The 23511-nt window shown below is 67.8% G+C and carries 25 protein-coding genes; 14 read left to right on the top strand and 11 right to left on the bottom strand.

The genetic code is table 11. The annotated features are described in order from the left end of the window. Positions 1–194: 194 nt before the first annotated feature. A complete protein-coding gene (locus tag MLE18_RS17440) occupies positions 195–662 on the bottom strand; it encodes a C-GCAxxG-C-C family protein (protein WP_243440080.1) in 468 nt (155 codons plus the stop codon). A gap of 216 nt (positions 663–878) precedes the next feature. On the opposite strand from MLE18_RS17440, the gene MLE18_RS17435 reads away from it, so the two are divergent. From MLE18_RS17435 to MLE18_RS17395, 8 genes are all read left to right on the top strand, one after another. Continuing rightward, on the top strand, positions 879–2993 hold the full coding sequence (locus tag MLE18_RS17435; protein WP_243440079.1) for a penicillin-binding protein activator: 2115 nt from the start codon (positions 879–881) through the stop codon (positions 2991–2993). A 252-nt stretch (positions 2994–3245) separates the two neighbouring features. Then, positions 3246–3536 carry an Asp-tRNA(Asn)/Glu-tRNA(Gln) amidotransferase subunit GatC gene (gene gatC / locus MLE18_RS17425; RefSeq protein WP_243440078.1) on the top strand — a complete coding sequence of 97 codons (291 nt, stop codon included), beginning with the start codon at positions 3246–3248 and terminating at the stop codon, positions 3534–3536. Between the two features lie 10 nt (positions 3537–3546). Beyond that, positions 3547–5010 (top strand): Asp-tRNA(Asn)/Glu-tRNA(Gln) amidotransferase subunit GatA, encoded by a 1464-nt coding sequence (gene gatA, locus MLE18_RS17420; protein ID WP_243440077.1) that lies wholly within the window; start codon positions 3547–3549, stop codon positions 5008–5010. A 73-nt stretch (positions 5011–5083) separates the two neighbouring features. Beyond that, positions 5084–6325, top strand: coding sequence for a NupC/NupG family nucleoside CNT transporter (locus tag MLE18_RS17415; protein ID WP_243440076.1), 1242 nt, complete (start codon positions 5084–5086; stop codon positions 6323–6325). Positions 6326–6444: 119 nt separating this feature from the next. Then, positions 6445–8124, top strand: a complete 1680-nt coding sequence (locus MLE18_RS17410) for a hydantoinase/oxoprolinase family protein (RefSeq protein WP_243440075.1) — start codon at positions 6445–6447, stop codon at positions 8122–8124. After that, complete coding sequence (locus MLE18_RS17405) at positions 8118–9437, top strand: histone deacetylase family protein (protein WP_243440074.1); 1320 nt, start codon at positions 8118–8120, stop codon at positions 9435–9437. Before MLE18_RS17410 ends, MLE18_RS17405 begins: the two co-directional genes overlap by 7 nt. 271 nt (positions 9438–9708) lie before the next feature. Further along, positions 9709–10101 (top strand): hypothetical protein, encoded by a 393-nt coding sequence (locus tag MLE18_RS17400; RefSeq protein WP_243440073.1) that lies wholly within the window; start codon positions 9709–9711, stop codon positions 10099–10101. Between the two features lie 65 nt (positions 10102–10166). Then, a complete protein-coding gene (locus tag MLE18_RS17395; protein ID WP_243440072.1) occupies positions 10167–10814 on the top strand; it encodes a hypothetical protein in 648 nt (215 codons plus the stop codon). A gap of 512 nt (positions 10815–11326) precedes the next feature. On the opposite strand, the gene MLE18_RS17390 is transcribed toward MLE18_RS17395, so the two are convergent. The 6 genes from MLE18_RS17390 to MLE18_RS17365 form a co-directional block, all read right to left on the bottom strand. After that, positions 11327–11551, bottom strand: coding sequence for a hypothetical protein (locus MLE18_RS17390; RefSeq protein WP_243440071.1), 225 nt, complete (start codon positions 11549–11551; stop codon positions 11327–11329). A gap of 76 nt (positions 11552–11627) precedes the next feature. After that, complete coding sequence (locus MLE18_RS17385) at positions 11628–12305, bottom strand: tetratricopeptide repeat protein (RefSeq protein WP_243440070.1); 678 nt, start codon at positions 12303–12305, stop codon at positions 11628–11630. A 78-nt stretch (positions 12306–12383) separates the two neighbouring features. Then, the gene (locus MLE18_RS17380; protein WP_243440069.1) at positions 12384–13235 is read right to left on the bottom strand and encodes a hypothetical protein; all 852 of its coding nucleotides are present in this window, start codon (positions 13233–13235) and stop codon (positions 12384–12386) included. A 22-nt stretch (positions 13236–13257) separates the two neighbouring features. After that, on the bottom strand, positions 13258–14097 hold the full coding sequence (locus tag MLE18_RS17375) for an SGNH/GDSL hydrolase family protein (protein ID WP_243440068.1): 840 nt from the start codon (positions 14095–14097) through the stop codon (positions 13258–13260). A gap of 189 nt (positions 14098–14286) precedes the next feature. Beyond that, positions 14287–15390, bottom strand: coding sequence for an SGNH/GDSL hydrolase family protein (locus MLE18_RS17370; protein WP_243440067.1), 1104 nt, complete (start codon positions 15388–15390; stop codon positions 14287–14289). A 19-nt stretch (positions 15391–15409) separates the two neighbouring features. Further along, on the bottom strand, positions 15410–16813 hold the full coding sequence (locus MLE18_RS17365; RefSeq protein WP_243440066.1) for an MBOAT family O-acyltransferase: 1404 nt from the start codon (positions 16811–16813) through the stop codon (positions 15410–15412). Between the two features lie 242 nt (positions 16814–17055). On the opposite strand from MLE18_RS17365, the gene MLE18_RS17360 reads away from it, so the two are divergent. After that, entirely contained in the window at positions 17056–17376 is a 321-nt protein-coding gene (locus tag MLE18_RS17360; protein ID WP_243440065.1) for a hypothetical protein, read from the top strand. Between the two features lie 40 nt (positions 17377–17416). Here MLE18_RS17360 and MLE18_RS17355 read toward each other — a convergent pair whose 3' ends face one another. Both MLE18_RS17355 and MLE18_RS17350 read right to left on the bottom strand, forming a co-directional pair. After that, positions 17417–18256 carry a ribonuclease H-like domain-containing protein gene (locus MLE18_RS17355; RefSeq protein ID WP_243440064.1) on the bottom strand — a complete coding sequence of 280 codons (840 nt, stop codon included), beginning with the start codon at positions 18254–18256 and terminating at the stop codon, positions 17417–17419. Positions 18257–18273: 17 nt separating this feature from the next. Next, on the bottom strand, positions 18274–18510 hold the full coding sequence (locus tag MLE18_RS17350) for a Sec-independent protein translocase subunit TatA (protein WP_336605596.1): 237 nt from the start codon (positions 18508–18510) through the stop codon (positions 18274–18276). A gap of 103 nt (positions 18511–18613) precedes the next feature. Here MLE18_RS17350 and MLE18_RS17345 point away from each other — a divergent pair, with 103 nt between their 5' ends. Continuing rightward, the gene (locus tag MLE18_RS17345; protein ID WP_243440063.1) at positions 18614–19288 is read left to right on the top strand and encodes an SOS response-associated peptidase; all 675 of its coding nucleotides are present in this window, start codon (positions 18614–18616) and stop codon (positions 19286–19288) included. Positions 19289–19745: 457 nt separating this feature from the next. Further along, on the top strand, positions 19746–20261 hold the full coding sequence (locus tag MLE18_RS17340) for a GNAT family N-acetyltransferase (RefSeq protein WP_243440062.1): 516 nt from the start codon (positions 19746–19748) through the stop codon (positions 20259–20261). 140 nt (positions 20262–20401) lie between these two features. On the opposite strand, the gene MLE18_RS17335 is transcribed toward MLE18_RS17340, so the two are convergent. Both MLE18_RS17335 and MLE18_RS17330 read right to left on the bottom strand, forming a co-directional pair. Further along, positions 20402–20920 (bottom strand): hypothetical protein, encoded by a 519-nt coding sequence (locus tag MLE18_RS17335; protein WP_243440061.1) that lies wholly within the window; start codon positions 20918–20920, stop codon positions 20402–20404. Between the two features lie 114 nt (positions 20921–21034). Next, the gene (locus MLE18_RS17330; protein WP_243440060.1) at positions 21035–21610 is read right to left on the bottom strand and encodes an arylesterase; all 576 of its coding nucleotides are present in this window, start codon (positions 21608–21610) and stop codon (positions 21035–21037) included. 102 nt (positions 21611–21712) lie between these two features. On the opposite strand from MLE18_RS17330, the gene MLE18_RS17325 reads away from it, so the two are divergent. The 3 genes from MLE18_RS17325 to rnhA are packed head-to-tail and all read left to right on the top strand — an operon-like array spanning position 21713 to position 23335. Further along, the gene (locus MLE18_RS17325) at positions 21713–22378 is read left to right on the top strand and encodes an ABC transporter ATP-binding protein (RefSeq protein ID WP_419714902.1); all 666 of its coding nucleotides are present in this window, start codon (positions 21713–21715) and stop codon (positions 22376–22378) included. After that, positions 22375–22875 carry a hypothetical protein gene (locus MLE18_RS17320; protein ID WP_243440058.1) on the top strand — a complete coding sequence of 167 codons (501 nt, stop codon included), beginning with the start codon at positions 22375–22377 and terminating at the stop codon, positions 22873–22875. Before MLE18_RS17325 ends, MLE18_RS17320 begins: the two co-directional genes overlap by 4 nt. After that, positions 22862–23335, top strand: coding sequence for a ribonuclease HI (gene rnhA / locus MLE18_RS17315; protein WP_243440057.1), 474 nt, complete (start codon positions 22862–22864; stop codon positions 23333–23335). The genes MLE18_RS17320 and rnhA overlap by 14 nt, the downstream gene beginning before the upstream one ends. Positions 23336–23511 lie beyond the last annotated feature (176 nt).

Genomic DNA, 23511 nt, shown 5'->3' with positions numbered 1-23511 from the left:
CCCCGCAAGAGGGACTTCGTCCCTCTTGACTCCCTTATCGCTTCGCAGGGGGGAAGGTGACGCCGGTGTTTAGAAGGGTTTCATTGTCGCCAGGCGCGAGTCGTCGAAACGAATGGAAAGCGGGAATAATACGGGATTCCAAAGGGCGAAGCCCTTTGGCCGCCGGAGGCCTTCCTCCCCGCCAACTCCCGCGACTACCCCAGCCTGTCCGCCAGCCGCCTCAGCAGCGCCGCGGCTTTGGCCCGGGTGCCTTTCCGGGACTTTCGCGCCGCCCCGCCGTGCCTGGCCAACTCCGGCAACCTCTCCAGGATCGCCCGGGCGGCGATCTCGGCTCCGGCGCTGGTCAGCCCGGCGCACTGCGCGAAATGCTCCTTGGGCTTCCCCTTCACATTCTTGATCAGCACCCGGCAGCAGGCCGAGCCGTGCGCGCCCTTGAACCTGTCGTGTATCTCGCGCGAGACGCGGCGCACCTCCGCCGGGGGCAGGCTCCCGGCCAGAAACCAGGAGGCCGCCAGCACGGCCCCGGACATGGCCCCGCATACGCACCCAGCCTCCCCAAACCCCTGGCCGAAACCCATGGTCAGGCCCCTGGCCCGCTCGCGCTGGAGCCCACCGCCCAGTCCCTCGTTCAGGGCGCAGAATATGGCCTCGGCACAGTACATCTCTCGGGATAGAAACAAATCCTTCGCAACATCCGCCAAATGTCCGATCAGCGTTTCATGCATGGACACTGGGTGGCAGCAGCGGGCGCAAAATGCAACCCAGGTTTTCCCGATGCCTCGGGGGCCTCTCCATCGCTCCCCCCAATCCTTGATTTGACGCCCAAGCAGCGCTACAAGACGCGAATCCCACGCACATCCTCACAAGGGTTCACCCTCATGATCACCACCCGCACCTGCAGCGTGCTGTCCATCCTTCTCCTTCTGGTTCTCTCCGGCTGCGCCGGCATGGATATGTTCGGCAAGGACGCCCCGCCCACCAACGCCCAGGAGCAGGCCGTGCTCCAAAACAAGGCCGACGAGGCCTGGCGTGCGGGCAAGCGGGAGCGCGCCCTGACCCTCTACCAGCTGGTGCTGCAGGGCCAGGCCCTCACCCGCGAGGCCAAGCTGATGGCCCTGGAGCGAAGTGCCCGCCTCGCCCTGGATCTGGGCCGGGGCGCGGAGGCCAAGCAGTCCCTGGAGTCATGGGCCGCCGTGGAGCCCAAGGCCAAGTCCACCTGGGAGTGGACGGAGCTGATGGTGGCGGCCATGGACCTCACCGGGCAGGACCGGCAGGCCGAGGAGCTGCTGGCCAAGATCATCCAGACGAAGGGGGCGGCCTTCTCCTTCACCAGCCAGGCGGGCATCGAGCTGGCCCGGCGCTACGCCTCCCGCGATTTCGCCAGCCAGGCCTCGCAGGTGCTGCGCACGCTGCACGCCAAGGCCCCCAACCGCAAGGCCCGCGCCCAGTTCGAGGCCGACACCGCGCGCATGCTCTCCAAGCTGGAGCCCCGGGGCCTGGCCGCCATGCTGACCACGGTCAACGACGCCAACCGCAACGTCTTCCCCTACAACCTGGCCGCCTTCGAGGACGCGCGCCGCACCGCCCTGTACAACCCCGGCGAGATGGGCCGCGCCCAGGAGCTGGCCGACAGGCTGGCCAAGTCCTCCGACCTGGCCGACCGGGGCCTGCCCGGGCGCATCCTGGCCAAGGGCGTCGAAGCGTCCACAGGCACCGTGTCCGAGGCCCCGCCGCTGCCCGAGAGGGACCTGGAGCCCGTGAAGCCGGGCGCCGTCTCCGTGGCCATGCTCCTGCCCCAGACCGGGCAGCTGCGCGGCCTGGCGGGCAAGGTGCTGGCCGGGGCCAACGCGGCCAGGGCCCAGCTGGCGGCACAGGGCATCCAGGTGGACATCCGCGTCATCAACACCGACGACCCAAACTACGTGGACCAGCTGGTGGCCCTGCCCCACGAGGTCATGCTCGTGGGCGGCCCCATGCACGCCAGCTACTTCAAGAACCTGCCCCAGAGCGGCGAACTCTCCCGCCGCGTGTTCCTCTCCTTCATGCCCGAGGTGGCCGACGCCGAGGAAGGCAGGCAGATCTGGCGCTTCTTCTGGAGCCCGGCCGACGAGGTCAACGCCGTGCTGAACATGCCCATCGAGGAGGGCCTGAACAAGTTCGGCGTGCTCTACCCCGAGGACCGCATGGGCAAGCGCCTGGCCGACGCCTTCACCTCCGCCGTGGCCGCGCGGGGCGGCGAGGTGACCTCCATCCAGCCCTACCCGCCGCAGGACGTGCCCAAGTGGGGCGAGATCGTGCGCACCATGGTCAGGGCCACGCCCAAGGGCACGGACGGCAAGAGCTTCAACGTGCGCCCGGACTTCCAGGCCGTGTTCATCCCGGACGAGCTGCAGCGCGCCGACCACATCATCGGCCAGCTGCAGTACTACCAGGCCGACTCCCTGATCATCCTCGGCCCCCAGCTCTGGACCGAGGCCCTGGGCGGCGGGCAGAAGCCCAACATCTCCCCGCCCAACTACCGCTACGCCTTCTGCTCCGGGGCCTGGTGGGCGCAGTCGCCCTCAAGGGCCGTGACCGAGCTGCGCACCCAGCTGACCAGGGACAAGCAGGGCGAGCCCGACTTCTGGAGCGCCCTGGGCTTCGACTTCATCCGCCTGGCCGCCAATGTGGGGGCCATGCCCAAGGACCCGGCCCCCTCCGAGGTCACGCAGCGCCTCAACGAGGCCTCCAAAAAGATGGAGTGGGCGCTGTCCCCAATCACCTGGGACGGCTCCGGGCACGCCCGCATGGCCATGCACTTCCTGCGCCCCTCGGTGGAGGGGCTGGCCGCCGTGGACCACGAGGGCTTCAAGGAACGCCTGGAGGCGGCGCGCAACAAGCCCGCCGCCGGGGCTGTTCCGCCCGCGGCCCCGGGCACCATCCAGGCGGCGCCCGCTCCGGCCCCCGCTCCGGCCCCCGCTCCGGCACGGCCCGCGCCGCTGCCGGCCCAGTAGCCTCCGGCCCGATAGCCCCGGCCGCCATACCGCCGCAACCGAAGCGGGGGCGCCCCCCCCCGCGGCCCCCCGCGTGGGCCGCAACACCCCCGCCCCGCCCCCCCCGCCCCCCGCCCCCGCCCCCCCCCCCCCCCCCCCCCCCCCCCCCCCCCCCCCCCCCCCCCCCCCCCCCCCCCCCCCCCCCCCCCCCGCTTCTTGCGCTCCAAAGCCCGAGAAGCTAAAGACCTGTGGTTCGCATCCAAGGAGCCCCGCATGAAATTCACGCCCCAACAGGCCGCCAAGGTGGCCGCGCTGGCCCGCCTGCGCCTGCCGGAAGAGAAGCTGGAACGCATCGCCGGGCAGATCGGCGACATCCTCTCGTATATGGAAACCCTCGAGTCCTGCGACACCGCCGGGGTGGAGCCGCTCTACAGCCCCGTGGAGCATCCCACGCCCCTGCGCGCCGACGTGGCCGAAAAGACCTTCCAGCGTTCGGACATCCTCTCCGGCGCCCCAGAAACCGACGGGACGTACTTCATCGTGCCCAAGATCGTCGCCGGATAAGGATACGCTCATGTCCGACATACTCTCGCTCTCCCTGTCCGGGCTGCGCGCCAAACTGGCCGACGGCTCGGTGAGCGCCACCGAGGCCGTCTCCTCCTGCCTGGAGCGCATCGCCGACACCGAACCCGCCATCGAGGCCCTGCTCACCGTCACGGGCGAGGAGGCCCTCAACCAGGCCCAGGCCATGGACGCCGCCGGGCCGGACGCCTCCAAGCCGCTGTGGGGCGTGCCCGTGGTGGTCAAGGACGCCATCTGCACCAAGGGCGTGGCCACCACCTGCGCCTCGCGCATCCTGGAAAATTTCGTGCCCTTCTACGACGCCACCTGCGTGGCGCGCCTCAAGGAGGCCGGGGCCATCCTGCTGGGCAAGGCCAACATGGACGAGTTCGCCATGGGCTCCTCCACGGAGAACTCCGCCTTCCAGAAGACGCGCAACCCCTGGAACCTGGACAAGGTCCCGGGCGGCTCCAGCGGCGGCTCCGGGGCCACCGTGGCCGCCGGGCAGTGCTTCGCGGCCCTGGGCACGGATACGGGCGGCTCCATCCGCCTGCCCGCCTCCTTCTGCGGCGTCACGGGCATCAAGCCCACCTACGGCCGCATCTCGCGCTACGGCGTGGTGGCCTACGGCTCCAGCCTGGACCAGGTCGGCCCGCTGGCCCGCACCGCCGAGGACTGCGCCGTCATGCTGCAGGTGATGTCCGGCCACGACGCCAAGGACTCCACCTCCGCCCCGCGCGAGGTGCCGGACTTCGTGGCCCAGACCGCCGCCCGCAAGGATTTGAAGGGCCTGCGCCTGGGCCTGCCCGAGGAGTACTGGGGCGAGGGCCTCACCGAAGAGGTGCGCGCCTGCTGCGACCAGGCCGTGGAGGCCGCCAAGGGGCTGGGGGCGGTGGTCGTGCCCGTGAAGCTGCCCCACACCAAATACGCCATCGCCACCTACTACATAGTGGCCATGGCCGAGGCCAGCTCCAACCTGGCGCGCTTCGACGGCGTGCGCTACGGCTTCCGCCACCCCGAGGCCAAGGACTTGCGCGACCTGTACGAGATGTCGCGCTCCGAGGGCTTCGGCGAGGAGGTGCAGCGCCGCATCGTGCTGGGCACCTACGTGCTCTCGGCGGGCTATTACGACGCCTACTACCGCAAGGCCGCCCAGGTGCGCCGCCTGATCCGCCAGGACTTCCTGGACGCCTTCCAGGCCTGCGACGTGATCGTGGGGCCCACCTCGCCCTTCACCGCTTTTGGATTAGGGGAGAAGGCGGACGACCCGCTGCAGATGTACCTGGCCGACATCTTTACGATCTCCCTGAACCTGTCGGGGCTGCCGGGCCTGTCCATGCCCGTGGGCCTGGGCAAGGAAAGCGGCCTGCCCGTGGGCTTGCAGATGTTCGGCAAGGCCTGGGACGAAGGGACGATTCTGGGGGCGGCCAATGCCCTGAGCGACGCGCTGCCTCAGGTGGGGATGCCGAAAATCTAAGAGCCGAGGCGAAGATGCCTCCGGCGGCCGGGGGGAGGCCCTCCCCCCGGACCCCGGCGATAGGAGACCGTCCATGCTTCACAGCCTCCTCGGCCTGTTCGTCCTCATCCTCACGGGCTGGCTCCTCAGCTCCAGCCGCCGCACCGTGCCCTGGCGGATGCTCCTGGGCGGGGTGGCGCTGCAGTTCGCCATCGCCGGGCTCATGCTCAAGGTTCCCCCCTTCTCCGGGCTCTTCATGGCCCTGAACAAGGTGGTCCTGGGCATGGAGGAGGCCACCCGCGCGGGCACCAGCTTCGTCTTCGGCTACCTGGGCGGCGGCCCGGTGCCCTTCCCCGAGCCCAAGCCCGGGCAGAGCTTCATCCTGGCCTTCCAGGCGCTGCCCCTGGTGATCGTCATCGGCGCGCTGACCTCGCTGCTCTTCTACTGGCGCATCCTGCCCTACGTGGTGCGCGGCTTCTCCTGGGTCCTGGCCAAGACCATGGGCCTGGGCGGCGCGCTTGGCGTGGCCGCTGGCGGCACCATCTTCCTGGGCATGATCGAGGCCCCGCTGCTCATCAAGCCCTACCTGACCCGCCTGACGCCCAGCGAAATGTTCGCCCTGATGGCCACGGGCCTCTCCTGCATCGCGGGCACCATGCTCATGCTCTACGCGGCGGTTCTCGGGCCTGTGATCCCCGACGCCCTGGGGCACATCCTCACCGCCTCGGTGATCCACGCCCCGGCGGCCCTGGCCATGGCCGCGCTGATGCTGCCCGAATCGAACCAGCCCACCCTGGGCCGCGAGATCCCCCCCTCCCCCGCCACCGGCTCCATGGACGCCGTGGCGCGCGGCACCTGGGACGGGCTGCAGCTCTACCTGAACATCCTGGCCATGCTCATCGTGTTCCTGGCCCTGGTGAGAATCGTCAACCTGGGCCTTGGCTTCGCGCCTGACCTCTGGGGCGCGCCCCTGACCCTGCAGCGCATCCTTGGCTGGGTCATGTCGCCGGTGGCCTGGCTCATCGGCGTGCCCTGGGCCGAGGCCCAGACAGCCGGGAGCCTGCTGGGCACCAAGATCGTGCTCAACGAGTTCATCGCCTTCATCGACATGGCCAGCCTGCCCGCGGACGCGCTCTGCCCCCGCTCGCGGCTGATCCTGGCCTACGCCATGTGCAGCTTCGCCAACCTGGGCAGCGTGGGCATCATCATCGGCGGGCTGGGCGCGCTCTGCCCGGAGCGCCGCGCCGAGATCGCCAACATGGGCCTCAAGGCCCTGGCCGCCGGGGCGCTGGCCTCGCTCATGACCGGCGCCGTGGTGGGCGTGCTTTTCCCCTGAGGCCGAACCGGCCGGAAAGAAGCGCATTTTTCGACGAACGGCAGGAATTCCTCGGCTAACAGCGTCCGCAAGGGCTCTTTGGCAATGGTGTTCGCCGGGGGCATGTGCTAGGTTTACGCATGCTGCTTGGTATCGACGTGGGGGGCACGCACACCGACGCGGTTCTTGTCGGTGCGGAGGGCCTGCTGGCCTGGGCCAAGGCCAAAACGAACCGCACCGATCTGCTTTCTTCGATCCGCGAGGTTCTGGGACGCATCGTGCCCGAAGCAGGGGCCGGGCGCATCAGCCGCTTGAACCTCTCCACCACCCTTTCCACCAACGCCATCGTCGAGGGCCTCGTCGAGCCCGTGGGCATTTTTGTGGCCTCCGGGCCGGGCATTGACCCGCTGGCCTACTCCATAGGCGAACACTACCGCGTCATACCCGGCTGCACCGACCACCGGGGCCGCATCACCTCCCACCTGGACCTGGCCGCGGCCCGCGAGCACGCGGGAGCCTGCCGCCGCGCCGGTGTGAGCGTCTACGCCTGCGTGGGCAAGTTCTCGCCCCGCAACACCGATTTCGAGGAGACCCTCAAGGAGGTGGTGCACCCCCAGGCGGACTTCGTCACCCTGGGGCACGAGTTCTCCGGCCAGCTGGGCTTCGGCCGCCGCGTGCACACCGCCGCCTTCAACGCCGCGGTCTGGCGCGTGTTCAACCGCTTCGCCGACGCCGTGCAGCGCTGCGCCGTGGGCCTGGGCATGAGCGCGCGGGTGAACATCCTCAAGGCCGACGGCGGCACCATGCCGCTCTCCATGTCGCGCATGTTCCCGGTGGAATCCATCCTCTCCGGCCCGGCCGCCTCGGTCATGGGCATCATGGCCGTGTGCGACATCCAGGAGGATTCGGTCATCCTGGATATCGGCGGCACCACCACCGACATCGCCCTCTTCGCCGACGGCGCGCCCCTGACCAGCCCCGAAGGCGCGGTGATCTCCGGGCGGCCCACCCTGGTGCGCGCCCTCAAGACCCGCTCCATAGGCATCGGCGGGGATTCGGCCATCAGCGTCGTGGACGGCCAGGTGCGCGTGGGCCCGCGCCGCCTTGGCCCGGCTATGTGCGAGGGCGGGCAGACACCCACGCTCACCGACGCTCTGAACGTGCTGGGCGCTGCCGACCTGGGCGACACCGTGGCCTCGCGCCGGGGCCTGGGGGAGCTGGCGGCCAAGCACAACACCGACGGCCCCACCCTGGCCCAGGACGCCGCCCTGGCTGCCGTGACCTCCATCCGCGCCGCCGTCATCGACCTGACCCGCTCCGTCAACGACCGCCCGGTCTACACCATTTACGAGCTGCTCGAAGGCAAGCGCGTCACGCCCAAGCGGGTCTACGTCATGGGCGGCCCGGCCCGGGCCATGTCCGGGCTGCTGGCCGAGGTCTTCCCCGAGGAGGTCTTCGTGCCGGAGAGCTACGCCGTGGCCAACGCCATCGGCGCGGCCCTCTCGCGCCCCACGCTCTCTGCCGAGCTCTTCGCGGACACCCAGCGGGGCCGGATGCTCATCCCCGGCCTGGACGTTGAGGAGTCCGTGGGCGGCGACTACAAGCTGGAGCAGGCCGAGGCCGACGCGGCCCGCCACCTGCGCGGCTACCTGGAGCATCTGCGCATCCCCGACCCCGACACCCTGGTGGAGACCGTGGAGGCCCAGAGCTTCAACATGGTCGAGGACGACATGCTCGTGGGCCGCAGCATCCGCGTCAAATGCCAGATCAGGCCTGGGGTGCTCCAGGGGTACCGCAAGGCGGTGGGCTGCCGATGCTGAAAGCGCGCAACTCCCTGGGCGTGGTCTTCTTCCCGGCCTTCGACTGGGCCATCAGCCCCACGCACCCCGAGCGCCAGGAGCGTCTGCTCTACACGCAGGACCAGCTGCGCGAGGAGGGCCTCTTCGACGTGGCGGGCATCCGCGAATACAAGCCCGACTTGGCCCGCGTCCCCGACGTGGACCTGGCCCATTTCACCTTCCCGGACGTGGAGCACGTGGTCACCTCCTCGCACCTGATCAGCGCGGGCGGGGCCATGCGCGCGGCGCGGCTGGTCATGGAGCGCGAGGCCGAGCGCGCCTTCGCCCTGGTGCGCCCGCCGGGCCACCACGCCATGTCCGTGGTGCACGGCACGCGCGGCTTCTGCACCATCAACATCGAGGCCGTGATGGTGGAGTACCTGCGGGAGCGCTACGGCGTGCGCCGCATCGCCATCGTGGACACCGACTGCCACCACGGCGACGGCACCCAGGACATCTACTGGCACGACCCGGACGTGCTCTTCATCTCCATGCATCAGGACGGCCGCACCATCTACCCTGGCACCGGCTTCCCCTACGAGCTGGGCGGCCCCACGGCCATGGGCGCCACCTGCAACATCCCCCTGCTGCCCGGCACTGGTGACCAGGGCTTCCTGCACATGCTCGACCACGTGATCATGCCGCTTCTGGAGCGCTTCAAGCCCGAGATCGTCATCAACTCCGCCGGGCAGGACAACCACTTCTCAGACCCCATCACCAACATGGCCTTCTCCGCCCAGGGGTACGCCGAGCTGACCCGCCGCCTGGGCGCGCAGATCGCCGTGCTGGAGGGGGGCTACTCCATCCAGGGCGCGCTGCCCTACGTGAACCTGGGCATCTGCCTGGCCATGGCCGGGGTGGACACCTCCAACGTGCGCGAGCCCGACTTCGACCCCGAACGCGTCAAGCAGGAGAAGCGCATCACCGAGTACACCGAGTCCCTGGCGGACCAGCTGCTGGAGTACTTCACCTCGCCTCCCGCCCTGCCCAAGCACGGGCGCGTGGAGGGCGAGTGGTTCGTGCGCGACAAGGAGATCCACTACGACACGGACTCCATCTTCGAGCGCCAGCTGGAGAAGGTGCGCATGTGCGGGGAGTGCGGCGGCACGGTGGTCATCGAGAGCAGGGCCGGGTCCGACCCGGTGTGCCTGGCCGTGAGGATACCCGTGGGCGCCTGCCCCGAGTGCGCGAAGAAGGGCCACGAGGTGTTCGAGCTGGGCCAGCGCTCCAGGAACTACCGCCGCGCCATGCTGGTGGACAGGCCCGGCAAGAGCGTGAAGCGGGTGTTGATTTAAGGGAAGGCGGAGAGGGAAGACGCCCTTCATGGCTGCCACGTTTCAGACGCGGTGAGCCGTGGCGGGTCCGGCCGTGGCCTCTGCGCCGCCGAAGCGGCGATGTTCTTCAAATACAGCGGCGTTTCGGCGGCGCAGAGGCCAGGGCTGGAGCCTACAACACCAGCATCGCCTCCTGCGGCCAAAGGGAGTTCCTCCCTTTGGAATCCCATTCGGCTACGCGTTCACAACGATAAATTTGCACCGCTTGGCGACTTTTTCCCCACATAGCCCTATGTGGGGAGACGCCTTTCTCTTCATCCCCAACGACCTCGGCCCCGCTCCAGCCGACCCGGCCGCTCAGCTCCGCTGGTACACCTTGCGCGACCTCAACGCCTTCCACCACAGCCGCCACCGCGCCGACTTCGAGGACGCCCGCAAGCACCGCACCAGAAAGCGCGTGGACATGCTCTTCGCCAGGCTGGCCAAGCACGATCCGCTGCACGCCGGAACCATGCAGGTGATGAACCATGTGCTGAAGACCCTCCCGGAGTCCGCCAGGAAGGCGGTGACGAAGGTATTCTCGCGCTGCCCGCTGGAGACGCTGGAATTCTACAAGGAACTCCGTGGCGCGGCGGGGAAGGTCATGGGTGCGAATCACCATCGCCGCAGGCGCGATGGCCGCTAGTCGGGCTGAAACGGAATAACCGCACTGGAGGGGCTGACCTCCGGCGCTGAAACAAGGAGTTGAAGATGGATTCCAACGACGCGATCGCCGAAAGCTACCTGCGCCAGCAGGAACTCGATGGCGACCCTTACGGCGAGAAGTTCAATGGGGGGTTGGACCTGATCCCCGTTTCCAACATGTCCGGCCCGGACTCGAACCGGACGGATCTAGACATCGCCCATCCCGTCGGAGGACGGGAGGATGATCCCGAGCCTGGAAAGCTGAACAAGGTCGTCACCACGAACCCCGTCCCGGACGCGGACGGGGTTTACCGGCAGAAAATCGACTGGGGACAGCTCCATGCCGACGAAGACCCGCTGTTCAAGCGTATCGCAGGCGACAGCAATGAATTCGTCGGCGGCATCCCCAAGCAGGTCTGGGATGGTTTGAGCCAGGAGCAGAAGGACCGGTTCGTCCGTGGGACCGAAGAGGACCGAAGGGCTGCGGGATATGCAGGCGCAGTAACAGGCGGAGTTGCAGGCTTTACTGCTGCTCTTCCTGCCATGTCCTCTGGCCCTATAGGTTGGGGTCTGGCAACGTCAGGCTTGTCGACTTTAGGAGGGGTTGTGGGCTATAACACAGGCTATGACCTGCTGGATAAGGCCACTCCGCCGCAACCGTCGCACCGCGACAGGCTCCGCGAGCAATTCGAACGAGCAAAGGACTACGATTAAGCAATAGCCCCTGCGCGAGCAGGGGCTTTACTTTACCAGATATATGTATAAGTATTACACCAAAACAAATACGCTTGAACTAGGTGGGGCCAATGAACAAATTCATCGGAAAATTCATTAATAACATCAGAGAGAGCAAACCTTTTCCTATTTGGAAAATGCTTATTCTTGTCATTATCTACTCTCTCGCCCTAGCTTATTTTTTCGGCGACTATATCAGAACGATCAGTTGGCTCAGATGGTAGCCGGGCAGTCGGTCCGCTGCTGAATGGCCAGCGGTTGAAGCAATAACCCAAAGGCACTCATGGGAACAAAGCTTCCATTTCTCAATCCCTCAGAAAATTCACACATTGGCTGGTCGAAAAGCCATACCGTCTCATCCTCTTCGGAGTCGCAACGGCGATTCTTCAGTCCATCATCCGGGAATTCAGATCAGGCGGATGACGCAACGGCTGGCCACTCGCGCGGCCCCTGACACCTGCACGCAGCGGCAGCCTCGGCCCCGCACCCGCTCATCCCTTCCCGTCCCCCTGCCCCTCCGGGCAGCGCGCCCCGCGCAGCTCCCACCGCTCGCAGGAGAACTCCGGCCCCACCGGGGTGTAGTTCCTGCCGCGCTCCGAGTACGGCCACAACATCCCGATGTTCAGGCAGCGGCCCATGCTGGCCTTGATGTCCATGAAAAAGAAGAACTTGCAGGTGCAGCAGAGCTGGCGCGGGGCTGGCGAGGGCTGGCTCATGGCGTTCACCGTTGGCGTGGCCGTTGCGACAAAACGAAGGCCGCCGGTCGCCCGGCGGCCCCTGCCTGTGCCGTGTCTATTTGGAGAGCTGCTTCACCGCGTCAGCCACCTTGCGCCCGTCGGGCATCTTGGCCTCGGGGTTGATGGCAACAAGCTCGCTCCAGGCCGCGAGGGCCCCCGCCTTGTCGCCCAGGTCGTTGAGCATCACCACGCCGATGTTCATGCGGGCGATCTCGTGGTTCTTCTGCAGCGAGACTGCCTTCTGGAAGGCCTTCAGGGCCTCCTGGGGCTTCTTCATCTCGCGCAGCATCACGCCCATGTCCGTCCAGACGTCGGGCTGCCCGGCGTCAAGGGCCAGGGCCTTCTCGTAGGCGGCCACGGAGCGTTCCGGCAGGTCCGCGTCGAAGTAGAGGTTGCCCAGCTCCACCCAGGATTTCACGTCATTGGGGTTCTTGGCGACCTTGTCTTCCATGGTCTTGGCCTGGGCCATCAGGCCGCTCATCATGGGATTCTGGCCCCCGCCCATCATGGCGTTCATGCCGCCCTGGGGCTTCTGGCCGTGATCCTGCGCCCCGCCCCGGCCGGCGGAAGTCTCCTGGTTGAACACGATGATCGCTCCCTGCCAGCCCATGAACACGCCCGCCAGGAGCATGATCGCGCAGAGCAGCACGGCGCTCTGCTTGCGCACCATGCCCGCGGGGACGGAGTTGGCGGCGGGGGTGGAGGCCGGGGCCTTCTGCTTGGACTTTGACATGAAAACTCCCTGATGGATCATGCCGCGGGATGCGCGGCGGTGTGTTGCGATTCCTCCGACGTCTTCCCGGCGCGGGCGCTACTGCGGCCCGGCCGTGCCTGCGCCCTTGCCGTACTTGGGGTTCAGCGCGGCCTTGCTCAGGAAGTAGTCCAACTTGATCTTGCGGTTCTTGTAGATGCGGTCGAAGTAGTAGTTGGGCGGCTCCTTGAGCACCAGCCTGTCCTTGGTGCCGTCCTGGAACACGGCCTCCAGGGCCGGGTCGGGGCAGTCGGCTGTGCCGTCGGCGTGCAGGACGATCTGGGCCACGAAGGTGATGGACTTGAAGGTGTCCTGCAGATTCTTGGAGTTGAGGCGGGCGATGAAGCGGCTGTCCGTCTCGCTGACGCTGGAGAGGTCGAGATCCGCCTTGAACTCGGCCTTGTTGGCGCCCTGCACCTGCCAGCTCCTGGAGGAGAAGAAGGCGTAGGCGTCCAGGGCCTGGCCCAACGGCGCGGACTTGTCGAAGCGCAGCTTGGCGGCCTTGAAGGGGGCGGCGTCGCCGGACTGCTGCTCCTGAACGGATGCCGCCGGGGACTGAACCGATGCCGGGGCTTGGGCCGAGAGCCCGCGCACGTCCATCCGCTCCAGCGGGAGCGTGAACATGGGCGGCTGGTCGTTGTGGATGAGCAGGTGCCCGGAGATCTCCACGGTGAGCTTGCGCTCCACGGCCTGGTCCAGGGCGGCGCGCCCGGCCGGGCCGAAGAACGCCTTGTCCCCGATGACGATCATCCTGCCGTTGTCGAGCATGAGGCGATAGACCGTGACCTGGTCCTCGGTCACGGCGGCCACCTTGCCCGTGCGGGTGACCTGCATCTCCTTGACCACCCTGGCCTGGACGGGCGCGGCCAGGAGCAGCGCCGCCAGAGCCGCCAATACGCATGTGCGCGTCATGTCATGAATCCTTTTGTTGCGGTCAGACGCCGGTCTTGCCCTGGGAGGCCTGGTCCTGCGGTTTGGGCGGGGTGGACGGCTCCCAGTAGATCCTGTTCTCCATCACGCCGAGGCAGAACCCGGCCAGGGCCTGGGCTCCGGCCGTGGTCATGTGGATGCCGTCGCGGGCGCGCAGGGTGGCCCCGTTCTCCACATCGGGCTTGGAGAAGGCGAACCCGCCGTCCTGGGCGGAGAACAGGTTCCAGGTGTCCACGTAGTAGCAATCCTTCTGGGAGGAGACGGTCCTGCGCACCAGGGCGTTGATGTGGCGCAGGTCGCGGTTGAGGTCGTCGTCCGCGGTCACGGGCGCGCCCATCCAGAACACCGTGGCGTCCGGGTTGAAGGCGCGGCAGATATCGATGATGCGGCGCACGCGGGCGGCGTAGCCCCGCTCCCATTCAGGGGAGCGGTAGGTCACCTGGGAGCCGTCGGGGTAGCGCAGGTGCTTGTTGTCGTTGGTTCCGAGCATCACCACCACCGCGTCGGGCCGGTGGCGGCGGGCCATGTCCTCCATGTGGCGATCCCAGTCGAAGAAGTCGGGGCGGGCCAATCCGGAGGAGACCTTGCCCAGGCGCGCGAAGCGCAGGCCAGGCTTTTCGGCCACCATCTTCTCCAGCTCGGAGCCGAGGCTGATGGAAATGGAGTCCCCCACGACGACGAGCGACTGAACGCGCCGCTTGGGCGCCTGCGGATCGAAAAGGCCCTTGGGACCGAGCTTGGGCCGGTCCAGGGCGGCCAGTGCCTTGGATTTGCTGTCGCTCCCGGCATGGGCGGCGCTTCCGTCGCCACCAAGCCCGGCGCAGCCGGTAACGGCCAGCGCCATGAGCAACACGCACATTTTCAGAATAAGCTGAATAAAGCGCATGGTCCCCGTTAGGACGCAACGGGGGCATCCGTCAAGCCGGAAGAAAGGCTCGCGGCACATGCAACACCTCGCCGGAGTTCACGGAACGCCTCCGGGAGGCGGCGCAGGACCAGGGCCCGCGTGTGTCGTCCCCCAGGTCCCGGACCCTCAGGGGGTGGCCCTGGACTGATCCTGGTGCGCGGCGGCCACCTCCTTGCTGTCCTTGGGCTTGAGCTCGATCATGGAGCCGACATCCGTCAGGAAGGCCTTGGCGATGATGTCGCCTCCGGCGGCAGAGAAATGGATCTTGTCCCCCTCGCGCACCTTGACCCGCTTGCCTGAGCCGTCCACCACGTGCTGGGCGTAGTTGCCCCCGGGGTCGGCCAGCAGGCTCCAGGTGTCCAGGAAGCGGGAGTGGGCGGTGCCCGCGCATGCCTGCGCGACGATGGCGTTGAGGGCGTGGCTCTTGGCGGATAGGTCCTGGTCGCCCATGACGGGCAGCCCGACCCAGAAGCTGGTCACGCCTTTCTCCTCCAGAACGGCCAGGAAGCGGGCCAGCCGGGCCTCGTAGGCGCCGCGCCGCTTGTCCGCCACGGCGCAGGGCTCGGGGGCCTGGGGATCGAGGCTCAAATACTTGGCGTCGTTGGCGCCCATCATCACCACCACCAGGCCCGGGCTGTACTCCTTGAGGAACTGGCGCAGGGCCTGCTCCCAGTCGTAGTACTGGGGGTTCTGCAGGCCGCTGGCCACCTTGCCCTTGGGGATCATGTTCAGGCCGTCGTAGCGTTTGAAGACGCGCTCCAGGCTGCCGGCAAGGGCGATTGCCAGGGAGTCGCCCACCACCAGCACGTCGCAGGGCAGGCGCAGCTTGGGCGCGGCCTTGGGCCTGGCCGGGGGGGCCGGGGCCGCCGGGTTCGCCGTTGCGGCTGGTTCGGCCTGCGTCGCTGCCAGGGCGGGAGGGCAGGCCTGCTCGGCCTGGAGCCCGCCGGGCGCCTGGGCGTCCAGATCGGCGAGCGCGGGCTGCGCGCAACGGTAGGTGTTCTTGTAGGTGCCGCCGAACAGGGGGGCGGTGGCGCAGTCCAGCTCCAGCCCGGCGGCCGCGAGGCCCGTGCGCTGGTACAGGGCGTCCACGCCCAGGACGAGCTCGTGCGCCCACCCGGGCAGGCCCTGCTCGAAGCGGGAGCCGAGCCAGCTCTCCACGCGGTCGAACTGTACGAGCACGGCCAGGGCCAGGGCCAGGGCGTATATTCCGGTGATGCGTCCACCCTTCATGGGTTCGGCGTCCTTTTTCCTAGAAAGAGAAGTATATGAACGGCAGCATGCCGTCCGGTCCCATACGAACGATCAACGCCGCCAGCAGGCCCAGCGCGGCCGCAAAGGCCGGAGCAGGCAGACGCTCAAGCCAGGCCGGGCAGGCGCGCAGGACATCGACGCGCAGGGCCTGGATGGCTATCACGCCCAAGGTGATCACGGCCAGGGTCAGCCCGGGGCCGGCGCCCTCCCGGTCCAGGGAGGCGATGCGCCCCAGCACGTCAACGGCGGTGGAGAAATCCGGGGCCGCGAAGAACACCCAGGCCAGGGTGACGAAGCCGAAGGTGCCGGCCCACTTGAGGGCGTCGCAGGCCCTGCCCTGCCAGCCGTCGGCAGGCAGCTTCAGCCGCGCGCCCAGGCGGTGGGTGGCGACCAGGCCCGCGCCGTGCAGCAGGCCCCAGGCCAGGAAGTTCAGGCTGGCCCCGTGCCAGAACCCGCCCAGGCCCATGGTGGCCAGCAGGTTGCAATCCCGCCGGAGGGCGGAGCAGCGGCTGCCGCCAAGGGGGATGTAGAGGTAGTCCCTGAGCCAGGTGGAGAGGCTGATGTGCCAGCCCTGCCAGAACTCCTGCAGGTTGCGGGCCTTGTAGGGGCTGTGGAAGTTGTCCGGCACCTTGAGGCCCAGCAGCCCGGCCAGGCCCTGGGCCAGGTCGGAGTAGCCGGAGAAGTCCAGGTAGATCTGCGCGCTGTAGGCCAGCACGCCCATGAGCGCCCCCAGGCTGGAGAAACCCTCGGGCGCGCTGAAGAGCTGGCGCGTGACGTGCTCGGAGAGGTAGCTGGAGAGCGCCACCTTCTTGAACAGGCCCACCGCGATGAGCCAGAAGGCCTGGTTGGCGTCGGTCCAGGCCGGGTCGGCGGCGTGCAACTGGGGGATGAAGTCCTTGGCGCGCAGGATCGGGCCGGACATGACCGTGGGGAAGAAGGCCATGAACAGCAGCACGTCCATGAGCTCCCAGCGGGGGGCGTCCGGGTCGCGGTAGGCGTCCATGACGCAGCCGATGCCCTGGAAGGTGAAGAAGGAGATGCCCACCGGCATGAGCAGGGAGAGCTCCGGCAGCAGCCCCGTGAGGTCGGAGGCCAGGCCGTAGTATTTGAAGAAGCACAGCTCGCCCAGGACCACGGTCAGGTACGCCGCCAGGATGGCGCGGCGCGAGGGGCCCAGGGGCAGCACGGAGCCGCCGGGCCGGGCCAGCAGGCGCGTCGCCGCCCAGGTGGCCGCGCTCACGCAGAAGAGCAGCAGGGCGAACCCGAGGTGGAAGGAGGCGTAGAATACGTAGGAAGCGGCCAGCAGCATGAACCGCCAGGCCGTGTTGCGCTCCCGGAGGGTCCAGGCGAGCGCCAGCACGCCCAGGAAGAAGAAAGAGAACTCCAGGCTAAGCAGCTGCATAGGAGGCGAAGGCGAAATGCATGATGGCTCCGGACCAGGACGGGCTTGACGCGGCCAGCGCCCTGTTACACTCTCACACGCGCCCGGACCCGGTCCGCCCGGCACGCGAACTGTTAAAATATTCAATAATGTCGTACAATTGGACAATGACAGCGCCGCAGCGCGCCGTCATCCCCCCGGATGTCCGGCATTCTATCCCTCGGCCCGAAAAAGGCAACCGCCAACCGAGCCTCGGAGGCCACATGCAAGAGCTTTTGCAGGAATTGATCGTCATCAACAGGGAGATGCTCTCGGAGCTGCGCCTGATCCGCCAGGCCCTCGGGGCCGCCCCCGGCGGAGAGAGGTCCGCCCCGCCCCGCTACGAGGCGGCGCTGGCCGAACCCGCGCCCAGCCAGGAGGAGCCCACCTTCGACATCCAGGAGGCCCCGCGCACTCCCCCGCCCCGCTTCACCCCCCAGGACCTGGAGGACATCCACGGCAGCCTGCTCAAGGGGCTCAAGCAGCGCAACAAGGAAAAGAGTGACGCCTTCGACCAGTTCCAGAAGCGCCACAAGGACTGGTAGCGGCCTTGACCGCCGTGGGACGCTCCGCGCAATCCGCTCCCTAGTATCCGTGCAGGGCGCAGGCCGCGCGCACCTTCTCCACCACCTCCGGGTCCGCCTGGAAGGGGTTCCCGGCCATGGGGGGCACGCGCGGGGTAAGCTCCGCGCCGAAGGGGGTGGCGGCCAGCAGGTCGCCCAGGGAGTGGGCCAGGAGCACCTCCAGGCTGAGCACGTCCGCCGCGTTGTAGGCCAGCAGGGTCTGCATCACGCGCTCGTCCCCGCTGCGCTCCCACTCCCGCCAGAGCACCACCGCGCCCCAGCCGTCCACGCCGTCCAACTCCCGCCGGGAGAGGCCGTAGCGTTTCTCGCAGGCCTTGAGGCCCCCGCCCACGCCGAGGCTTTTGAGCACGAAGCGCAGGTCCACGTGGGCCTTGGGCGCGCGCACCCGCAGCACGCGCTCCAGCACGGGGATGTCGAAGCATTTGCCGTTGAAGGTCACCAGGAGCTTCACTTCGGCCAGGTCGTCATGGAGTTCCTCCATGTTGCGGCCGTGGACGTAGCTTCGCAGGCGGCCCTTGTGGTACAGGGCCACGGCGGTCACCGTGGGGAAGGCCTCGCCGTCGGTCTCAATGTCGAGGTAGCCCGCCTCGGGCAGGAAGCGCGGCAAAAGCCGCCAGGCGTTGCCGGAGCGCAGGCGTTCGGCGAACCAGTCCGCGTCGCCACGGGCCAGGGCCTCCACGGAGCGCTCAAGCTCCGGGCGAAGCAGGGCCGCCTTGGCGGGGGAGACGGGCGGCCTGGGGGCGCAAAGAAAATCCTCCCAGGTGCGGATGCCCGCATCCCACAGGGAGGATTCGCTTTTTGGACCTACGCCAGGCAGATGAATGAACGTGCGCCCGAGCATGGCTCCAGAAAAGACCGTTAAACCTTGGTCTTTTCGGACGGGTTCACGGTGGTGGTCGTGGAGGCGGTGGTCGTCGGTTTGGACTGCTCGCTGTCGAGCTTTTCCGGGGTGACGTCCTTGTCGTTCATGGCGCCCTTGAACTCCTTGATGCTCTTGCCCAGGTCACGGCCGAGGTTGCCGAGGCGGCCGGGGCCGAACAGCAGAAGAACAATTGCCAGAACGATGATCCAATGCCAGATGGAAAAGGCTCCCATGAGCGTCTCCTTGTCTCGTTGCGCTGGGGATATACCCGCACGGGGAAACTAAGCTCGGCATTGGTGTTTGGCAATTGAAAACTTTTTAATGAGGCTCACTTCCATGTGCGGACGCTTCGCCTTGGGCATCCCCCGCAAGATCATTCGGGAACGTTTCCAACTGGAAACGGTTCCCGAAGCACCGGCGCGCTACAACATCGCGCCGGGGCAATTGGTTGAGGCCGTCACCCAAAACGAGCACGGCAGGCAGATGGGCCTCTACCGCTGGGGCCTGGTGCCCTTTTGGGCCAAGGACCCGGACATCGCCGCCAGGACTATCAACGCCCGGGCCGAAACGGCCGCCGAAAAACCCGCCTTCCGCGCCGCGCTGCGCCACCGGCGCTGCCTGGTTCCCGCCCAGGGCTTCTACGAGTGGACCGGCCCGCCAAAAAAGCGCCAGCCCTGGTTCATCACCCCGGAGGACGGCGGGCTCATGGCCCTGGCCGGGCTGTGGGAGCGCTGGGAGTCCCCCCTGGGGGAGGAGCTGCTCACCCTGACCATCCTCACCTGCGAGGCCAACGAGTTCGTGGCCCCGCTGCACAACAGGATGCCCGTGGCCGTGCGCCCCGAGGACGACGCCCGCTGGCTGGACCCGGCCCTGCAAGACCCGAAGGAACTGGCGGACATCCTGGCCCCGCGCCCCTGGCCGGGCATGTCCCGCTGGATGGTCAGCACGGCCGTGAACGCCGCCGGGCATGAGGGTGCCGGGCTGATCGAGCCGCTGCAGACGCTTGCCTGAGCGGGATGGCCGCCGCTTTCCGGGAGGCTTTTCGACTGAGGACCGGCTCCCCGCCGGGGTGGCCGCGCAGCCGCGCCGGGCCGGGGCCGCCCTCTCCGGCGGCCTTGACGGCGCGCCGGGCGTTGCGTACCGGCTTTGCATCAACTTCGTTCCAACAGGTGATTGTTTGAAAATCCGCACAATGGACCTTGCGGCCCCGGTTGCCGGCGAAAGCGTCGGCCGGTAGGGCGCAACGACCAGAGCCTCCCCGCCAGGGGGGGCACGTGATTCGCGGAGCAACCCTTCCGCCCTTACAGCCCGCCCGGAATCCCCGGGCCGGCATTCCTACGCTTTTGCCCGGCAACCCCTCCTGAACGGCGTTTCAAGTCCATGCCGCTGGCGTGCGCCGACTGGCGGGCATCATGCCCGCCCGGCCCACGCCCGGCCCACAGAACCTCCGCGCACAAGGAGTGCCGCAATGCAGATCAGGGACGAACAACCCGGGGACGCACCCCGCATCACGCAAATCCAGTACGCCGCCTTCAAGGGGCATCCCATGCATCCGCCCGGAACCGGGCCGTTCGAGCATCATATCGTTGAGAAACTGCGCGACACGGGGGCGCTCACGCTCTCGCTGCTGGCGGAAATGGACGGAAATACCGTGGGGCACATCGCCCTCTCCCCCGCAGCCGTGGGGCAGGACCAGGAAGGCTGGTTCCTGCTGGGGCCGGTGGGCGTGCTGCCGGAAATGCAGGGCCGGGGCGCGGGTTCCGCCCTGGTGCGAGAGGCGCTGGCCAGGATGCGCGATGCCGGAGCCTCCGGCGTGGTGCTGGTGGGCGACCCGGGCTACTACGCCCGCTTCGGGTTCGTGAGCCTGCCCGGCCTGGGCTACCCCGGCGTTCCGGGGCAGTACGTGCTGGCGGTGCAATTCGGCGCGAATCCGCCCCAGGGTGATATTGCCGCCCACAAGGCCTTCGACGTGAGCGGCGGGTAGAGACCCGCCCGCCTAGTGCCGGGCTCCCAGCGATCCGGGAGCCCTTGCTGGAAACGAACTGAAAAAGCGGCTTGCACCACATGGTGCAAGCCGCTGAATTTTTTGCTGCTTCATTCGCAAGACCCACTGCAACCTGAAGCTTAGTCGCTGACCCAAATCCTTTTGAACGCTTCTGAATTCAGGTCTTTATACAACAACGAGCTGTGCCCTTCCCGCTTGAACAACCTGATCGCATCATGCGCCAAAACGACATGTTCAGATTCATCCTTACCGCAGTCCCAGTACCCCTTGCCGCAAGCAGTCACGTAGTTTCCTGGCCCGACTGTTTCTATCCCCATGCTGTGCACGAGGTTGGCATCCTTGCTTTCGAACAGCGTCACAATCTGATTCCTGCCACTGTCCGCTGCAGAAAATACAAACACGCCAAAGGTTGAACCGTCATCGCTGATGAGAATTCTCGCCACCTCATTCCTACCCGCACCGGTGAAGCTCCCCCTGGCCTCCAGATACCTCCCCACATTGGCGGATCGCCAGTGGTCGGCGGCCTCCATGGCATTGGGAGCACGCCAGCCCTGGGGCGGCGACATGCCTGGCCGCGCGCATCCGGCCAAACTCAGGCCCGCAAGCACCAACACGAACGAGAGAGCAGCCGCGTTCATGACGACCTCTTCGCTTTATCAAGCTGCCGCAGGTTTGGGGGACAAGCCGAAAATGGGTACCGGGCATCCGCCTGCCGACGCTAGCCACGACCAGCCCCGGTTCAGGAGAGTGTCTCACTTCCCAATCGTATCCAGCCACTTCTCCACTGTCGGGGCCGTGCGCCGCACGATCTCCCGGATTCCCTCGTAGTTGGGGTGCAGGCCGTCCGGCAGGTTCAGCGCCGGGTTGCCCGCCACGCCCTCCAGGAAGAAGGGATAGAGCATCAGGCCGTATTTCTGTGCCAGCCGGGGGTAGATGGCCGCGAACTCCTCGCCGTAACGCTTGCCCATACCCGCCAGCGTCCTCATGCCCATGAGCAGCACGGGCACGCCGCGCTCCTTGCAGGCCGCGATGATCCGATCCAGGTTGGCCTCGGCCTGGGCCGGGTCCAGGCCGCGCAGGCCGTCGTTGGCCCCGAGCTCCAGGATCACCCCGTCCGGGGACGAGGCCAGCACCGACTTCACGCGGCTCACGCCGCCCGCGGTGGTGTCACCGGAGACGCCGAAGTTCACCACGGACACGTCGCGCCCGCGCGCACGCAGCTCCTTCTCCAGCACCGCCGTGAAGGACTGCCCCCCCGGCAGCCCGAACCCGGCGGTCAGGCTGTCGCCCAGGGCCGCGATTGTCAGGGCCTTGGCCTGAACGTCCATGAAGCCTCCCAACAGACATATCACAAGAGTCACAAATCCCAGGCATTTCGCGTACACGTTGCCATCCCCGCGCCTGTCGTGCCATGAGGGTGCATGGACGACATGATCGCACTTTCCGACGTTACGCTCACCCTACCGAGCCAGGCTGGGCCGGTCAACATTCTGCGGGGTGCCAGCCTGCGCGCCAAGGCCGGGGAGCACCTGGCCGTGGTGGGCCCATCGGGCGCGGGCAAGACCACCCTGCTCATGCTCCTGGCCGGGCTGGAGAAGCCCACTTCCGGGCAGGTGCGCGTGGCCGGGCTGGAGCTCTCCAACCTGGACGAGGACCGCCTGGCCCGCTTCCGCCTTGAGAACGTGGGCATCGTGTTCCAGAGCTTCCATCTGGCACCGGCCATGACCGCGCAGGAAAACGTGGCCCTGCCCCTGGAGTTCGCCCGCAGGCCGGACGCCATGCGCCTGGCCGCCGAGGCCCTCACGCGCGTGGGCCTGGGCGGCAGGCTCACCCACTACCCGGCGCAGCTCTCCGGCGGGGAGCAGCAGCGCGTGGCCCTGGCCCGGGCCGTGGTCAACAACCCGCGCCTGATCCTGGCGGACGAGCCCACCGGCAACCTGGACCACGAGACCGGCGAGATGGTCGTCTCCATGCTCTTCGACCTGGCCCGCCAGTCCGGCGCGACCATGGTGCTCGTCACCCACGACATGGGCCTGGCCGCCCGCTGCGGGCGCACCGCCCGCATGGAGGACGGCGTGCTCTCGGACCAGCCGTGACCCGCCTGGACCTCGACCCCGCCCCCGCGCGTATCGGCATGCGCCCCACCCTGGCCCGGCTGGCCCTGCTGGGGCTGGTGGTGCTGGGCACGCTCTGGGGCTTCAACAAGCATTTCGAGAACGTGGCCACGCGCCTCCAGGCGCAGGAGGCCATAACCGACGAGACCGGCCAGCTGCCCCCCGAGCGGCTGGCCCTCTTGCGCGAGGCATCCGACGCCCTGCGCGAGGCCTACGGGGTCCAGCTTTCCATCGTCGCGCGCCCCGGCCCCGTCTCCGCCCCCCCGCCGAACCCCAAAACGCTGTTCATCGGGCTGGACACCGCCTCCAACGCCGCCGTTGTCCAGCTGCCCCCGCTGCTGGCCAAGGCCCTGCCCCCGGAGCTTGCCCAAAGCCTCGCGAGCGGATACTTCGACGCCTACCTCGCCGCCGGGGCCTGGCCCGAAGGGCTCTACACCGGCGTGCTCGCCATACTGGAGGCATTACGTGACCAACGCTGAGACAGTCATCATCCACTCCGACGGAGCCTGCCTGGGCAACCCCGGGCCCGGCGGCTACGGCGCCATCCTGACCCGCAACGGGCAGGACGTGGAGTTTTCCGGGGGCTACAAGCTCACCACCAACAACCGCATGGAGATCCTGGGCGTCATCGTGGCCCTGGAGGCCCTGGAGGCCGCAAGCGACGTGCGCGTTGTGACCGACTCCATGTACGTGCGCGACGCCATCGAGAAGCGCTGGCTGGCCAACTGGAAGCGCAACGGCTGGCGCACCGCCGCCAAGACCGCCGTGAAGAACCGCGACCTCTGGATGCGCCTGGACGGCCTGCTGGCCAAGCACCGCGTGAAGTTCGAGTGGGTGCGCGGCCACAACGGCCACCCCGAGAACGAGCGCTGCGACGAGCTTGCCCGCCGCGCCGCCCAGGCCCGGCCCCAGGCTGTGGACGAGGGATATGTGAGCTAGCTGAGGGGCGGCGGAGACCGCCTCCGGCGGGCAGGGAGGGCGCTGCCCTCCCTGCACCCTCCCGCCAAAGGGAGTTCCTCCCTTTGGAATCCCTTCCGGCTTCGCGACGTGTCGGCCCATTCCAACGGTCTTTCGCGACTTGAACCGATCGCGCAAAATGAAACGGACAGCGGCCT

Origin of the sequence: Fundidesulfovibrio soli (genome assembly GCF_022808695.1) — a bacterium.
Taxonomy (GTDB): Bacteria; Desulfobacterota; Desulfovibrionia; order Desulfovibrionales; family Desulfovibrionaceae; genus Fundidesulfovibrio; species Fundidesulfovibrio soli.
This window is presented reverse-complemented; position numbering and strand designations above follow the sequence as displayed.